Origin of the sequence: Nocardiopsis sp. SBT366 (assembly GCF_001083815.1) — a bacterium.
GTDB lineage: Bacteria > Actinomycetota > Actinomycetes > Streptosporangiales > Streptosporangiaceae > Nocardiopsis > Nocardiopsis prasina.
This window is the reverse complement of the sequence record NZ_LAVM01000020.1, coordinates 14,038-29,030: the sequence shown is the minus strand read 5'-3', so window position 1 is coordinate 29,030 and position 14,993 is coordinate 14,038. Positions and strand designations below refer to the sequence as shown.

The following is a 14,993-nucleotide window of genomic DNA, read 5'->3' as shown; positions in this document are numbered from 1 at the left end:
CGGGCGAGCGCGTCCTGTCGGGGCGTCAGCGAGCGGCGGGGCCGGTGGAGTCGCGGATCACCAGGTGGGTGGGCAGGACCACCCGCTGCGGCGCTGGATGCGCGGTGGAGAGCGACCCCTTCCTCAGCAGGAGCTCCACCGCCACCCGGCCCGCCTCGTCCTCGGGACCGGCGAGGGTGGTCAGGGCGGGAACGCACAGGTCCGCGCCGAAGATGTCGTCGTATCCGACCACGCTGACCTCGCCGGGAACCGCGACCCCGCGTTCGGAGAGGCGCCGCAGGACCCCGATGGCGAGCAGGTCGTTGTGGGCCACCAGCGCGGTCGCCCCGGACACCAGGGCGGCGTCGGCGGCGGCTCCACCCCCGCTGACCCTGGGCGGGAAGGGGCCCAGCCGGGCGACGGAGAGCCCGCGCCGTTCCGCTGCCGCCCTCAGCGCCTTCCATCGTTGGTTGGCGAGCCAGGACTGGTGCGGGCCGGAGAGATAGACGATCGACCGGTGCCCCAGCGAGGCCAGGTGCTCGACGATCTGCCAGCTCCCCGGGCCGCTGTCGACCACCACGCCGGGAAGGCCGTCGACCTCGCGGTTGACCAGTGCCAGGTTGTGGCTCTGGGAGATCCCCACGGTGGTCTCGTCGCTCATACGGCTGGCCGCCAGCACGAAACCGTCCACCGAGTGGTCCAGCCGTTCGATCTGATTGCGTTCGTGGGCCGCCGACTCCTCGGTGTTGCCAAGGATGAAGGTGACGCCCGCCTCGCTGGCACGCCGTTCCGCGCCCCGGATCGTGCCGAAGAAGTGCGGGTTGGTGATGTCGGGGACCAACATCGCGATGGTCGCCTTGTGCCCGGACTGCAGGGCCGTGGCCAGGGGGTTGGGCCGGTACCCGAGCCGTTCGGCGACCCGCAGTACGTGGTCGCGCGTGGTCGCGTTCACCCGGCGGGGGTTGCCGAAGGTCCGGGAGACCGTGGAGGCGGCCACACCCGCCTCAGCCGCGACGTCGTAGATGGTCGTGCGCCTGGGAGTGTTCATCTCGCCCCTTCCTACCGGTTTGTGACAACTTTTGGCAATCGCTTGCCACTGATGTGAACGGAAACCTAGAGTTCACAAAAGTGTGACACCCACCACGTCCACGGCCGCTGATCAGCGCAAAGCCGTGTCCGCCCGACTGGAGCCGACTGGGATGACCCAACCCCCCGAACCGAACGACACCGGGCCACCGAGTCCCGCGCGGACGGTGGTCCGCTGTCTGGAGAGGGCCGAACTCGTCGTCGGCGCCCTCCTGCTCACCCTGATCTTCACGCTGATGCTCGTCCAGGCGACCCAGCGCCACCTGCCGGTCTCCGGCTGGGTCTGGACCGGCGAACTGGCCCGGTTCGGTCTCGTGTGGCTGACCTTCTCCCTGGTCGGATACCTGGTGGGCCGGGACGAGCACATCACCCTGAAGCTCGTCGACCACGTGGCCCGCGGCCGGGTCCTGCGCGGGGTGTGGGTCCTGGCCAACCTCGTCGTCGCGGCGGTCGCCGTCGGGTTCGTGTTCGAGGCCGCCGAACTCGTCTTCGGCGGTTCCCCGCAGACCACACCCGCCCTCAACGTCCCCCTGTCCTGGACCTACGTCATCCCCATGGTCGGGCTGTCCCTGGCCGCGCTGCGTGCCCTGGCCAACACCCTGCTTCCCGCACCCCCGACCCTGGAAACCGCCCCCGAGGAGCGTGCCGAATGAGCGCCGCGCTGGTCGTCACCGGCATTCTCGTACTCCTGTTGCTGCGGGTCCCCGTGGCCTTCGCGATCCTCGGCCCGACCCTGCTCTACATGGTCGTCACCGACCAGTCGACGGGTCTGAGCCTGCGCACCGCCGCCCAGGAGGTCAACAGCTTCCCCCTGCTCGCGGTCCCGTTGTTCATCCTGCTGGGTGTGGTCGCCAACCACACGGGGATCGCGGACCGCATCTTCGCCTTCGCCCAGGTGCTGTTCGGCCGGGTGCGCGCCAGTCTGGGCTACGTGAACATCGGCGTCAGCGTCGGTTTCTCGTGGATCAGCGGCACCGCCCTGGCCGACGTCGCGGGTATGGGCAAGATGCTCGTCCCGGCCATGACCAGCCGGGGGTACCCCCGGCGTTTCGCCCTGGGACTGACCGCCTCCTCCAGCCTGATCAGCCCGGTGATGCCGCCGAGCATCCCCGCGATCGTCTACGCCTCGGTGGCGGCGGTCTCCACGGCCGCGCTGTTCGCCGCCGCCGTGATCCCGGCCCTGCTGATCGCGGGCGGCCTCGCACTGTACGTCTTCGTGTGGAGCCGCAAGCAGCCCCAGCTCGCCGGACGGCGCTCGGCACCCGGCGAGTTCCGGTCCGCCGCCCTGCGCGTCGTCGGCCCCCTGGGGGCACCGGTGCTGCTGCTCGGGGGCATCCTCAGCGGTCTGTTCACACCGACCGAGGCGGCCGCCGTCGGCGTCGCCTACGTCCTCGTGCTCGGATTCTGCTACCGGCGCCTGACCCTGCGCTCCCTGTGGAGCATCGCCGTCGAGACCGCCACCACGGCGGCGTCGATCACCCTGATCCTCGCCGCGTCGGGGCTTCTGGGCTGGGTGCTGGCCCGCGAGCGGGTGCCGCAGGACATCGCCTCGTTCCTGCTCGGCTTCACCGACAGCCCCGTCGTGTTCCTGCTGCTGGTGAACGTGGCGCTCATCCTGATCGGCACCATCCTGGAGCCCATCGCGGCCCTGGTCATCACGGTGCCGGTCCTCCTGCCAATCGCCGTGCAGTTCGGCGTCGACCCGGTCCACTTCGGTGTGATCGCCATCGTGAACCTGATGATCGGGCTGCTCACGCCACCCATCGGCGGTGTCCTCTTCGTCCTGGGTTCGGCCACACGCACGCCCATGCACGAGGTGTTCCGAGGCACGGCGCCGTTCCTGATCCCCCTCCTGGCGGTGCTGGGGCTGCTCACCGTGGCCCCCGAACTCGTCCTCTTCCTGCCTGGCCAGCTCGGCCTGTAGCGACCGTCCACCGAGACCGCCGCCCGCAACTCCCCGACCCCACCCACTCCCCGCGCCCCACCGAAAGGCCCCACCATGAACACCGGTCTCCGCGTCGCCGCGCTCCTGCCAGCGGCCGCCCTCGTCCTCACCGCCTGCGGTGCGGGCGACGACACCGACGGCCCCGTCCTGACCTTCTCCAACAGCTACACGGAGGACCACCCGCACACCCGCTGCGGCATCGACCTGGTGGCCGAGCACGTGGCCGACGCCGACGCGGGCTTTCGCGTGGACACCTTCCCCGGGAGCCAACTCGGCGACAACACCGAGACCTTCGCGTCGGTGATGTCCGGCGACATCGACATGGACGTCCAGGGCTCGGCGGCGCTGGGTTCCGCCCACCAGCCGATCGGGGTCTTCGACGCCGCGTACGCCTTCGACGACGCCGACCACATGTTCTCCTTCTTCGACTCGGAGGCCGCCGAGGCCACGAAGGAGGGGTTCGAGGAGGCCACCGGGGCGAAGATCCTCGACGTCTGGTACTTCGGGAACCGGCACTTCACCGCCAACCAGCCGATCCGCACTCCCGCCGACCTCTCCGGGCTGCGGATGAGGTTCCCCGACTCCCCCATCTACCTCGCCAACGCCGCGGCGATGGGCGCCAGCCCCACCACGGTCGCCTTCGAGGAGGTCTACATGGCCCTCCAGCAGGGAACCGTCGACGGCCAGGAGAACCCGATCGCGACCGTCGCCGCCGACAACTACTCCGAGGTGCAGTCCCATGTCAGCCTCACCGGGCACCAGATCGGCTCCCAGATGATCGTGGTCTCCGGTCAGACCTGGGAGCGGCTCTCCGAAGGGCAGCAGGAGGTGCTCCAGGAGGCGGTCAGCCAGGTCCGGGAGGAGAACCGCGCATGCATCGAGGAGGCGGAGGCCGAGGTCATCGCCGAGTGGGAGGCCAGCGGCGCCATGGAGGTCGTCGACGACGTGGACGTGGAGGCCTTCCGCTCCCAGGTCCACGAGCACTTCCTGTCCACGCTCGAGGGCGAGGAGCTGGAGCTCTACGAGGCCTTCCGCGAGTCCGCCTGACCGCACGGGCCGGTGGCCGCGCAACACCACCGGCCCGTCCCACTCCACCTCCGCACCGGCCCGACACCGGTGCGGCGTGAGCACACCCCGCCCCGCGAACGGAAACGGAGCCTGAAGGACATGCGGCGATCCATCGCCACGGTCTCCCTCAGCGGAACCCTGGAAGAGAAACTGAGCGCGGCCGCCAAGGTCGGCTTCGACGGCGTGGAGATCTTCGAGAACGACCTCCTCGCCTCCCCCCTGGCCCCCCGCGAGATCCGCGCCCTTGCCGGGGAACTCGGCCTGACCATCGACCTCTACCAGCCCTTCCGCGACTTCGAGGGCGTGGACGACACCCGGCTGGCGGCCAACCTGAGGCGCGCGGAGGCCAAGTTCGCGCTGATGGTCGAACTCGGGGTGGACACCCTGCTGGTCTGCTCCAACGCGACCGCCTCGGCGATCGACGACGACGCTCTGGCCGCCGCCCAGCTGCGTGCGCTGGCCGAGACCGCCGAGCCCTACGGGGTGCGCGTCGCCTACGAGGCGCTCGCCTGGGGGCGGCGCGTCTCGACCTACGAGCACTCGTGGCGGATCGTCGAGGCGGCCGACCACCCCTCACTCGGCCTGTGCCTGGACAGCTTCCACATCCTCTCCAGGGGTGACGACCCCTCGGGCATCCGGGACATCCCCTCGGAGAAGATCCTCTTCCTCCAGCTGGCCGACGCTCCGCCCATGGACATGGACGTGCTCCAGTGGAGCCGCCACCACCGCTGTTTCCCCGGGCAGGGCGGCTTCGACCTGGCGGCGTTCACCGGCCACGTGATCGCCGCGGGCTACCGGGGACCGCTGTCCCTGGAGGTGTTCAACGACGTCTTCCGCGCCTCCGACCCGGACCGGACGGCAGCGGACGCCCTGCGTTCGCTGTCCGCCCTGGAGGACACGGTGGCCCGGACACGGGAGCCCGTCGACCCCGGGCAGCTCACGGACCGGCACCGCGACGGCGCCGTTCACCTGACCCGGCTCCCGGACCTCGTGCCACCCGAGGACCTGGCGTTCGTCGAGATCGCGGCCGCTGATCCGGCCGCAGGGCGTACCCGCTCCGTGCTGTCGGCGCTGGGGTTCGCGCACACCCGCGACCACCGGTCCAAACCCGTCGAGCTGTGGGAGCACGGCCACACGCGGATCCTGCTCAACTCCGCCGACCCCCGGCTCGGACACACCTGGACCGGCGACGCCGCCGTGACGGCGCTCGGCGTCGAGGTCCCCGATCCGGCCCGGGCGGCGGCCAGGGCCGAGGCCCTCTCGGCTCCCGCCCTGTCCCGCCGCCGTGACCCCTCGGAGGCGCGGATACGTGCCGTCGCCGCGCCCGACGGGACCGCCGTCTTCCTGTGCCCGCCCGAGGCGTCCGGCGGGGCGGACTGGACGGAGGACTTCTCCGCGCCCGCGGTCGGCGACCGAAACGAGGGTGCGCCGACCCCGCTCACCGGCATCGACCACATCGGGCTGTACCAGCCGTTCGACCACTTCGACGAGGCCTCGCTGTTCTACCGGACCCTGTTCGGGCTCTCCCCTTCGGAGAACACCGATCTGTCCTCTCCCGACGGGCTGGTCCGGAGCCGCGTCCTGACCAGGCCGGACCCGGGGTCGGGACCGCGCATCGCGCTGAACGTGTCCGTGCTGGGACGCGGACCGCAGGCCGACGCCACCGGCGGATCGCAGCACATCGCCCTGGCCTGTGACGACATCGTCGCGGTCGCCCGTGCGATGGTGGCCGCCGGGGAGCCTCCGATCCGGGTCCCCGACAACCACTACGACGACCTCGCGGCCAGGTCGGACCTGTCACCGGCCCGGCTCGCGCTCATGCGCGGCCTGGGCATCCTCCACGACACCGACGGCGCGGGCGAGTTCTGGCACCTCTACACACCCCTGCTGGGCGGCCGGTTGTTCTTCGAGGTCGTGCAGCGTGTGAACGGGTACGAGGGGTACGGGGCGGCGAACACAGCGGTGCGGATGGCCGCGCACCGGGCCGCGCAGCGTTCGGAGCAGTGGACGTGACGGGCCGGACGAGCGACGGCGGGAGCGTTCGAGCGCTCTCCCCCACCCAGGACGTCCCCTCCTTCCTGGTCGGGCTGATCGGTTCGGGGATCGGCCCCTCCCTGACCCCGGCCATGCACGAGACGGAGGCCGCCGAACTCGGGCGCCGCCTGGTCTACCGCAGGATCGACCTCGACGCCTGGGACCTGCCGGCGTCGTCGGTCGGCGAACTCGTGCGCTCGGCCCCGCGTTACGGGTTCGACGGGCTGAACATCACCCACCCCTGCAAGCAGCTGGTCCTGCCCCACCTGGACGAACTCACCCCCGACGCCGCCGCGCTGGGAGCGGTGAACACCGTGGTGTTCGACGGTGAACGCGCGGTCGGGCACAACACGGACTGGTCGGCCTTCGCCCGCTCCCTGGAACTGGGGCTGCCCACCGTGCCGAGGGAGAGGGTGGTCCTGCTGGGCGCGGGCGGGGCCGGTGCGGCGGTGGCCCACGCCCTGATGACCGCCGGTGTTCGGGACCTGTCGGTGGTGGACACCGCCCAGGACCGGGCCAGCGGACTCGTCCGGGACCTGGCGGAACGCTTTCCGGGGCATCGTTGCGAGGCGGCCCCTCCCTCTGAGGTCGGCGGCCTGCTCACCCGGGCGGACGGGCTGGTGAACGCGACCCCGGCCGGGATGGCCCAGCACCCGGCTCCTCCCGTGTCCCCGGAGCTCCTGCGCCCGCACCTGTGGGTGGCCGACGTGGTCTACCGGCCGTTGCGCACCGCGCTGCTCGCCGAGGCCGAGGGGATCGGGTGCGCCACTCTGGACGGCGGCGGCATGGCGGTGTTCCAGGCCGCCCAGGCGTTGGAGCTGATCACGGGCATGGTGCCCGACCACGACCGGATGATGGCGCACTTCGCCGCCGTCGCGCGGGGCTGACACGGGTGCGGTGACCGGTCGGTCCCGGCCCGGGCACCGGTCCCCGGGCCGGGCCCGCCGTCACTCCTCGATCGGGATCCCGAACGGCCCCGCGTCGAACGTGAGCTCGGTGGTCTCCACCGGGGGCGCGGTCAGGTGGAGGTAGCCGTACTGGGTGGACCCGGGGGAGGTGGCGGCGGGCCACAGGATCCCACCCGCTCGATGAAGGACGGGTCCTTGCCGTCGAAGGCCTGGGGGTGGACAGTCCCGGTGGCGGGGTCGAAGGCGCTGAACTCGAAGTACGACCCGATACCGAAGGGGTTGGTCGTGGAGGGGACGGTGACTCCCTCGTGGGTGGCCTCGAACCGGGCGACGATGAACGCGCCGTCCCGGTAGAAGGGGTGGACGTCCAGTTCCCAGGAGTGCTGGAGATCGCCGTACCTGCTCCTCTTCCTCTGGGAAACCGAATCCTCGTTGTCAGTTCACCACAGCGTGTTGCCTCTTGCGGCAGGCTTCAGTTCCGGACAGGAGTGGGCCCCGCGAGAGGGAGCGTACGCTCGTGCTGACTACCTCCCGGCACCCCCGGCCAGCCCCTTCTCACGGAAAGGCGCCCCCGTGCTCCCCTACGTCTCCGAGCCAGACGGCCGCCCCGCCCTGACCTTCGGCGAACGCGCGCTCTCCTACGAGGAGCTCTCCGGAGCGGCGTCACGGCTCGCAGCCCGACTCCCCCGGGACGGCCGGGTGGCGGTGTGGGCGACCCCCACCCTCGAGACCTGCGTCGCGGTGACCGCCGCGCTCCTGGCCGGGGTACCGGTGGTCCCGCTGAACCCGCGCTCCGGCGACCAGGAGCTGCGGCACGTGATCGACGACAGCGCCCCCGAACTCCTGCTCCACGCGCCCGGCGAGCGGACCCCGGAGGCCCTGGGAGCGCTGCCCCGACTGGAGGTGGACGCCGCCCCCGGCCCCGGCACGCCTCCGTTCGCCCGCGAGGTGGACGACGAGGCCACCGCCCTGGTCGTCTACACGTCCGGGACCACCGGGCCGCCCAAGGGGGTGCTCCTCTCCCGGCGCGCGGTGGCCGCGACCCTGGACTCCCTCGCCCGGACCTGGGCCTGGACCGGCGAGGACGTCCTGGTGCACGCCCTGCCCCTGTTCCACGTGCACGGCCTGGTCCTGGGCGTGCTCGGGCCGCTGCGCCTGGGCGCCGACCTGATCCACCTGGGCCGATTCGACACCAAGGAGCTCACCCGGGCCCTCACGGCGCGGGCGACCATGGTGTTCGGTGTCCCGACCATGTACCACCGGCTCGCGCTGGCCGTGGAGGACGACCCCGCCCTGGCCGAGGGGCTGTCCCGGGCGCGGCTGCTCGTCTCCGGCTCGGCCGCGCTGCCGCTGCCCGATCACGAGAGGCTGACCTCCGCCACCGGACAGAGGGTGGTGGAGCGGTACGGGATGACCGAGACCCTCATGAACACCAGCGTGCGTCCGGGGGACCCGTCCGGGCACGGCACCGTGGGCGTCGCGCTGGACGGGGTGGAGCTGCGCCTGGTCGACGACGACGGCGCGGAACTGGGGCTCGGCACCGAGGAGATCGGTGAGGTCCAGGTGCGCGGCCCGAACCTGTTCAGCGGCTACCTCAACCGGCCCGAGGCCACCGCCGAGGCGATGGACGGCACCTGGTTCCGGACCGGCGACATGGCCGTGCGCGACGCCGAGGGGCGGGTGCGGCTGGTGGGCCGCCGGAGCACCGACCTCGTCAAGAGCGGCGGGTACAAGATCGGCGCCGGGGAGATCGAGAACACGCTGCTGGACCACCCGGGGGTGGCGGAGGCGGCCGTCACCGGGGAGCCCGATCCGGACCTGGGCGAACGCGTGGTCGCCTGGATCGTCGCGACCGGCCCGGTACCGCCGACCCTGGAGGAACTGGCGGAACTCGTGTCCTCGCGGCTGGCCCCGCACAAGCGCCCCCGCCGCCTGCACGTGGTGGACGCACTGCCCCGCAACGACATGGGCAAGGTCCTCAAACGGAAGCTGGGGGTGTGACCACGGGGTCCGGGTGCGGCGCGACCCGGACCCCGTCACCCGGTCAGAGTCGGACGTCCTCTCCGAACCAGGGCTCGACGATGCGGTCGTAGGTGCCGTCGTTCAGGGCCATGTTCAGCCACTGGTCCACGTAGTGCTTGAACACCTCGTCGCCCCGGGGCAGCATGAACGCCTTCTCGAAGAAGTCGAAGGGCTCCTCGGGGTTGACGGCGCACAGCTCCTCGTACTCGTTGGCCACCCACAGCACCTCGGAGGCGTCGGTGGTCATCACATCGGCCCTGCCCGCGACGATCTCGTCGAAGATCGTGTTGTTGTCGTGCGTGACGAGCTCGCCGTCCGGGTAGTGCTCCTCGGCGAACACCTGGTTGGTGCCGCCGCTGGGCATGATCGAACGCACCCCGGGCTGGTTGATCTGCTCGATGGTGCGGTAGTCGTCGACGTTCTCGCACAGGGTGATGGGGGTCTTGCCGTCCTCCATGAGCGGCGCGGAGAAGTACACCCGCTGTGCGCGCTCGGTGCTGACCGAGATGCCGCCGACCGCGATGTCGCAACCGGCGAGGAAGTCGTCCATCAGGTCGTCCCAGGTGGTCCGGGTCCACTCGATCTCCACGCCGAGCTCGTCGGCGAGGTCGCGCGCCATGTCGACGTCGATGCCGGTGAACTCGTCCGGGTCGGCGTCGAGGAAGGTGAAGGGCCGGTAGTCGCCGGTCGTGCAGACGTTGAGCGAGCCGCGTTCCAGGACCTCGTCCAGCCTGCTCCCCTCCAGAGTGGTGGTCTCGGGGTGGGCCGAGCCGTCGGAGTCCGCCCCCGAGCAACCGGCGGCGAGGAGGACGGCCAGCGAGGCGGCGGAGGCGGCGAGGACGGTGCGCGGTCGGGCTGGCGCTACTGGCACGTGCGGACTCCCGGCGTCTGGTGGGTGATCCGGGTCATATTAGCCACGGCCCGCAGCGCGCACCGCGGCCGGGCCCCGGGAACGGGAACGGCCCCGCCGAGCCTGGCGGGGCCGTTCTCCGGGGTTCCGTCGCGACCGGTTCGGCTCTCCCTACCGGGAGGTTCCGGCGGCGGCGTCGGCCTCCCGGGGGTCGCCGTCGTCCGCGTCGTTCGCCGAGCCCTCACCCTCACGCGTGCCCTCCGCGGTGACGGGCGCGACCGGGGCGAGCCGGTCGCCCTCGATGTCCACGTTGGGGAGCAGGCGGTCCAGCCACGTCGGCAGCCACCAGGTGGCCCGGCCGAACAGCGCCATGACCGCCGGGCCGAGCGTCATCCGGACCAGGAAGGCGTCGATGAGGATGCCCACGGCCAGGACGAACGCGATCGGCTTCAGCATCTCCACGTGGCCGAAGACGAACGAGGCGAAGACGCTGATCATGATCGCCGCGGCCGCCGTGACCACGCGCGCCCCCTGGGTGAAGCCGGTGGAGATCGCGGCCATCGGCTCGGCGCCGTGGACGTGGTCCTCCCGCATGCGGGAGACGAGGAAGACCTCGTAGTCCATGGCCAGACCGAAGAGGATGCCGATCATGAGGGTCGGCATGAACGCCAGGAGCGGACCGGGTTCCACTCCGAACAGCCCGGCGCCGTAGCCCCACTGGAAGACCACCACGGTCAGTCCCAGGGAGGCGCCCGCGCTGAGCACGAACCCCAGCGCGGCCTTCACCGGCACCAGGATCGAGCGGAACACGACGGTCATCAGCACCAGCGCGAGGCCGATGACCACAGCGGCGAACACCGGCAGCGCGTCGGCGAGGCGTTCGGAGACGTCGATCGCCATGGCGGCGGCACCGGCCACCACGATCTTCGCGCCGATCTCGTCCTCGATCTCGCCCTGGAGTCCGCGCACGTCGTGCAGCAGGTCCTCAGTGGCGGTGTCCGAGGGGCCGGTCTCCGGGATGACCACGATGATCGCCGTGTCCCGCACGTCGCTGAGCTGGGGCGGGAACACCTCCGCGACCCCGTCGACCCCCTCCATGCGCTCGGCGACCTCGTCCGCGGCCGCGGGCATGTCCGGCAGGCCGGTCAGGTCGGCCACCACGGCGAGCTGCGCGGTGTGTCCGGGCCCGAACTCGTCGCTGATGATCTCGAAGGCCTGGCGCTGGGTGGTGTCCGTCGAGCTGGTCTCGTCGCTGGGCAGGCCCAGGTGCATGCTGCCGAGGGGAAGCAGGAGCGTCCCCAGGACGGCGGTCACGCCGACGATCGCGATGACCGGACGCTTGATGACCATGCCGATCCACCGTGCGCTCATGGTGCGCTCGGAGACCATCGCCCTCTCGGCGCGGCGGCCCAGCACCGGCAGGCGCCCTGCCGTGACACGGTGGCCCACGAACCCGAGGAGGGCGGGGAGCAGCGTGATCGCCACGAGCACCGCCACGGCCACCGTGACCATGGCGGCCACGCCCATGAGGGTCAGGAACGGGATCTGGACCACCGACAGACCGAGCAGGGCGATGATGACCGTGATCCCGGCGAAGACCACGGCGCTGCCAGCGGTGCCGATGGCGCGGGCGGCCGACTCCGCGGGGTCCCAGCCCTGCGCCACCTGCTTGCGGTGGCGGGAGAGCACGAACAGCGAGTAGTCGATGCCCACGGCGATCCCGAGCATGAGCGCCAGGATCGGGGCCGTGCTGGTGAGCTCGATCAGGCTGGACGAGGCGTAGAGCAGGAGCATGCCCACGCCCACGCCGATCAGCGCGAGCAGGATCGGCAGACCGGCGGTGACCAGGGCGCCGAAGTTGATGATGAGCACCACGAGGGCGGCGACCAGGCCGACGACCTCGCTCGGGCCCATGATGGCGGGCACCTGCTGGGTGATGGAGGGGCCGCTGAACTCCACGTCCATGCCGGCCGCGCGGGCCTCGTCACCGGTGTCGAGAATGGCCTCGACGGTCTCGGACGGGACCTCGCCGTTGCGGAACTCCAGCTGTACCTGGATCATCACGCTGTCGCGGTCGTCCGAGAGCTGCGGAACCTGCTCGAGGACCTCCTCCTCGTCGAAGTCCGGGGCCTCCTCGGCGACGGCGGCGAGCGCCTGTTCCTCGGCCTCGACCATCAGTTCCTCGACGGCCTGGTCGCGGCCGGGTGTCTCCGGAGGCACCAGTCCCTCGACCTGCTCGCGGGCGGCCTCCAGGGCCTGTTCCTCACCCTCGGCGATCCCGTCGTCGTACTGCTGACGGGCGTCCTCGAGGATGCCGTGCGGGCTGAAGACCTCGTCGACACCGTCGATCTCCGCCAGTTCGTCGGCGGTGGCGCGCACGGCGTCGGCGTACTGTTCGTCCTCGATGACGTCGGAGCCGTCGGGGGCGCGCAGCACGGCGGTGACGGACTCACCGGTGGTGGAGAACCGCGCCTCCATGAGGTCGGTGGCCTGTTCCGACTCGGTGCCGGGGATACTGAGGGCGTCGTTGAGCGGGGCGCGGAACATCAGCGCCGCACCGCCCGCGAGCACCAGGACCAACAGCCACGAGAACACGACCAGCCATCGTCGTCGGTAGGCGAACCCACCCAGACGGTAGAGCAGCCCAGCCATACTCATTCCTCTCAACCCCGACTTACGCTTGCCTTCCAGCTCATACGACGCCGATGAGGTGAAATGCCGAGGATCATGAGAGTTCGATGAGAACGCCGCGCCACCGGTGAGATCGTCGTCACGTTGACCAGCTCGGGAGCCCGTGTCCGGGTCGGGCGGGGACGGGAAGCGGAGGGTGACCGTGGTGCCCTCGGCAGCGGTGGAGACGAACTCCGCCTCTCCCCCGTGGGCCCGCATGACAGCGCGGACGATGGGCAGCCCGAGCCCGCTGCCGGGGCGGCCCGTCGCGGCGGAGGCCCGGTAGAAGCGCTCGAACACGAAGGCCGCGTTCTCCTCGGCCACGCCGGGGCCCTCGTCGGCCACCTCCAGGACCACGCGGCCGTCACGGCGGTGCAGCCGGACGGTCGCCGGGCTGGTGGCCGGGGTGTGCACGCGCACGTTGGCCAGCAGGTTGGAGACGGCCTGGCGCAGCTCCTGTTCGTCCCCGACCACCAGACCGTCGGCGGTGACCTCGGTCCGCCAGTCCCGCTCGGGCTGGGCGGCGCGGGCATCGGAGACGCTGTCGGACACGATCGGGCCGAGGGCGACGACCTCGTGCCGGGGCGCGGGCCCCTCGTCGAGCCGGGCGAGGTAGAGGAGGTTGTCCACGATGGCGGCCATGCGCTCGGACTCCTGCTGGGAGCGGGTGATGACGTCCGGTCTCCGGGCGACGTCGACCACCCCCTGGGCCACGAGTTGCAGGTAGCCCCGGATCGAGGTGAGCGGGGTGCGCAGTTCGTGGGAGGCGTCCGAGACGAACCGGCGCAGCCGCTCCTCGGAGTGCTCGTGCGCGTGCAGGGCTCCGCGCAGGCGGGCGAGCATGCGGTTGATGGACAGGGTGAGGCGGCTGACCTCGTCGGCCGCGCCCGGAGCGGGTTCGGGGACACGGCGTTCCAGGTCGCCCAGAGCGATGGCCTCCGCCGTCTCCACGACGTCGTCCAGGGGACGCAGACCCCGGCGGATGACCGCGGTTCCGGCGATCAGCGCGATCCCGAGCATGCCCAGGCCGACCGACACCTGGATGGCCACCAGCCGGTGGACGGTGGCGGTGACCGGACGCAGGGGTTCGCCCATGAGGACGACGGTGTCCTGTTCCGGCAGGTGGAGCACCTTGACCCGGTACTCCGCACCGTCGTGTTCGACCGTGAACACGCCCTCGGGCGCGCTGTCGGTGTCGATGTCACGGACCAGGGTGGGGCCCGATCCCTGGAGCCGGTGCACCTTGGGGTGGCTGTCGCCCGGGACTCGGGTGACGAACTCGGCGACGAACTCGCTGGGGGCGCGGATCTGCTCCACGAGCTGGTCGGGGCTCTTGGCGAAGATCTCGTCCTGGTTGGCGCGCACGAACGACGCGCTGGTCTCGATGCGCTCGTCCAGCCGGTCGACCAGGTAGGACGCGAGGAACATGGAGCTGGCCACGGCGACGACGCTCAGGGCCAGGAACATCAGGACGGCGTTGACCACCACCATGCGGCCGCGCAGGGTGCGCCACGGTGCCCTCATCCGGGGTCACCCTCACGGAGCGCGTAGCCGAACCCCCGCTGGGTCCGGATGAGGTTGGGGCCGTGCGCGCCGAGTTTGCGGCGCAGGTAGCCGACGTAGGTGTCGACGATGTTGGAGCCGCCCGAGTATCCGTCGCTCCACACCTCGTCGATGATCTGCGGGCGTGAGAGCACGCGCCCGCTGTTGAGCATCAGGTAGCGGAGCAGGTCGAACTCGGTGCGCGACAACGGCACCGGGTTCCCTGCCCGACGCACCACGCAGGCGCGCTCGTCGAGTTCGACGTCGGCGAAGCGCAGGACGCCCTCGCCCGGTTCGGGGCCGTTTCCGGGTCGTGTCCTGCGCAGGACCGCCCGTACCCGGGCCACGAGTTCGTCGGTGTTGAACGGCTTGGTGACGTAGTCGTCGCCACCGTAGGTGAGCCCCGCGATCCGCTCGCTGTGGGCGTCCTTGGCGGTGAGGAAGACGATGCCCAGGTCGGGCCGCGAACGCCGCAGTGCCCGGCACACCTCGAACCCGTCCCCGTCCGGGAGCATGACGTCCAGCACGACCAGGTCGGGTCCGAACACGTGTGCGGCGGTGTGGGCCTCGGCGGCGGTGGCGGCGGTCCGCACCTCGAATCCGTGGAACTCCAGCACGGTCGCGACCATGTCGAGGATGTTGGGTTCGTCGTCGACGACGAGGATCTTGGCTTGCATGGTCCGTCCATCACAGCCGAAAGGGATGAGAGAGCGATGAGAGCCCAGGTCACAGGGTTGTGGTGGCGTCGGACCCCGGCCCGATGGTAACCCCGCCGCTGGACCCGCACGGCCGCCCGGCCTTGTCCCGGTTCCCTGGCCGCGGTGGTCGTCCCCGGCGTTCCGGGCCCGCTCCCGGAGCCCCACCGAGTGTGTGGCGCGCCCCCGTACCA

General features: G+C 71.3%; 10 protein-coding genes. 6 read left to right on the top strand and 4 right to left on the bottom strand.

Annotation, left to right across the window (positions count from 1 at the left end):
- Positions 1–25 precede the first annotated feature (25 nt).
- Positions 26–1,027, bottom strand: coding sequence for a LacI family DNA-binding transcriptional regulator (locus ADX84_RS08365; RefSeq protein ID WP_049570088.1), 1,002 nt, complete (start codon positions 1,025–1,027; stop codon positions 26–28).
- Between the two features lie 151 nt (positions 1,028–1,178).
- Here ADX84_RS08365 and ADX84_RS08360 point away from each other — a divergent pair, with 151 nt between their 5' ends.
- From ADX84_RS08360 to ADX84_RS08335, 6 genes are all read left to right on the top strand, one after another.
- On the top strand, positions 1,179–1,718 hold the full coding sequence (locus ADX84_RS08360) for a TRAP transporter small permease (RefSeq protein WP_199776517.1): 540 nt from the start codon (positions 1,179–1,181) through the stop codon (positions 1,716–1,718).
- Positions 1,715–2,989, top strand: a complete 1,275-nt coding sequence (locus tag ADX84_RS08355) for a TRAP transporter large permease (RefSeq protein ID WP_049570085.1) — start codon at positions 1,715–1,717, stop codon at positions 2,987–2,989. The genes ADX84_RS08360 and ADX84_RS08355 overlap by 4 nt, the downstream gene beginning before the upstream one ends.
- Before the next feature lie 75 nt (positions 2,990–3,064).
- Entirely contained in the window at positions 3,065–4,057 is a 993-nt protein-coding gene (locus ADX84_RS08350) for a DctP family TRAP transporter solute-binding subunit (RefSeq protein ID WP_049570081.1), read from the top strand.
- 120 nt (positions 4,058–4,177) lie between these two features.
- Complete coding sequence (locus tag ADX84_RS08345) at positions 4,178–6,091, top strand: sugar phosphate isomerase/epimerase and 4-hydroxyphenylpyruvate domain-containing protein (protein WP_049570078.1); 1,914 nt, start codon at positions 4,178–4,180, stop codon at positions 6,089–6,091.
- Positions 6,082–6,999, top strand: a complete 918-nt coding sequence (locus ADX84_RS08340; RefSeq protein ID WP_082206350.1) for a shikimate dehydrogenase — start codon at positions 6,082–6,084, stop codon at positions 6,997–6,999. The genes ADX84_RS08345 and ADX84_RS08340 overlap by 10 nt, the downstream gene beginning before the upstream one ends.
- Before the next feature lie 594 nt (positions 7,000–7,593).
- Positions 7,594–9,021: an acyl-CoA synthetase gene (locus ADX84_RS08335; protein ID WP_049570073.1), complete on the top strand. Its 1,428-nt coding sequence runs from the start codon at positions 7,594–7,596 to the stop codon at positions 9,019–9,021.
- 43 nt (positions 9,022–9,064) lie between these two features.
- On the opposite strand, the gene ADX84_RS08330 is transcribed toward ADX84_RS08335, so the two are convergent.
- From ADX84_RS08330 to ADX84_RS08320, 3 genes are all read right to left on the bottom strand, one after another.
- Positions 9,065–9,913 carry a transporter substrate-binding domain-containing protein gene (locus ADX84_RS08330; RefSeq protein ID WP_049570069.1) on the bottom strand — a complete coding sequence of 283 codons (849 nt, stop codon included), beginning with the start codon at positions 9,911–9,913 and terminating at the stop codon, positions 9,065–9,067.
- 150 nt (positions 9,914–10,063) lie between these two features.
- Positions 10,064–14,086, bottom strand: a complete 4,023-nt coding sequence (locus tag ADX84_RS08325) for an MMPL family transporter (RefSeq protein WP_234003876.1) — start codon at positions 14,084–14,086, stop codon at positions 10,064–10,066.
- The gene (locus ADX84_RS08320; protein ID WP_049570062.1) at positions 14,083–14,781 is read right to left on the bottom strand and encodes a response regulator transcription factor; all 699 of its coding nucleotides are present in this window, start codon (positions 14,779–14,781) and stop codon (positions 14,083–14,085) included. Before ADX84_RS08320 ends, ADX84_RS08325 begins: the two co-directional genes overlap by 4 nt.
- Between the last annotated feature and the right edge of the window lie 212 nt (positions 14,782–14,993).

Coding starts and splice junctions, on each gene's coding strand:
- ADX84_RS08320 (WP_049570062.1), bottom strand. CDS start 14,781: ATGCAAGCCAAGATCCTCGTCGTCGACGACGAACCCAACATCCTCGAC.
- ADX84_RS08345 (WP_049570078.1), top strand. CDS start 4,178: ATGCGGCGATCCATCGCCACGGTCTCCCTCAGCGGAACCCTGGAAGAG.
- ADX84_RS08355 (WP_049570085.1), top strand. CDS start 1,715: ATGAGCGCCGCGCTGGTCGTCACCGGCATTCTCGTACTCCTGTTGCTG.
- ADX84_RS08360 (WP_199776517.1), top strand. CDS start 1,179: ATGACCCAACCCCCCGAACCGAACGACACCGGGCCACCGAGTCCCGCG.
- ADX84_RS08325 (WP_234003876.1), bottom strand. CDS start 14,086: ATGAGGGCACCGTGGCGCACCCTGCGCGGCCGCATGGTGGTGGTCAAC.
- ADX84_RS08365 (WP_049570088.1), bottom strand. CDS start 1,027: ATGAACACTCCCAGGCGCACGACCATCTACGACGTCGCGGCTGAGGCG.
- ADX84_RS08350 (WP_049570081.1), top strand. CDS start 3,065: ATGAACACCGGTCTCCGCGTCGCCGCGCTCCTGCCAGCGGCCGCCCTC.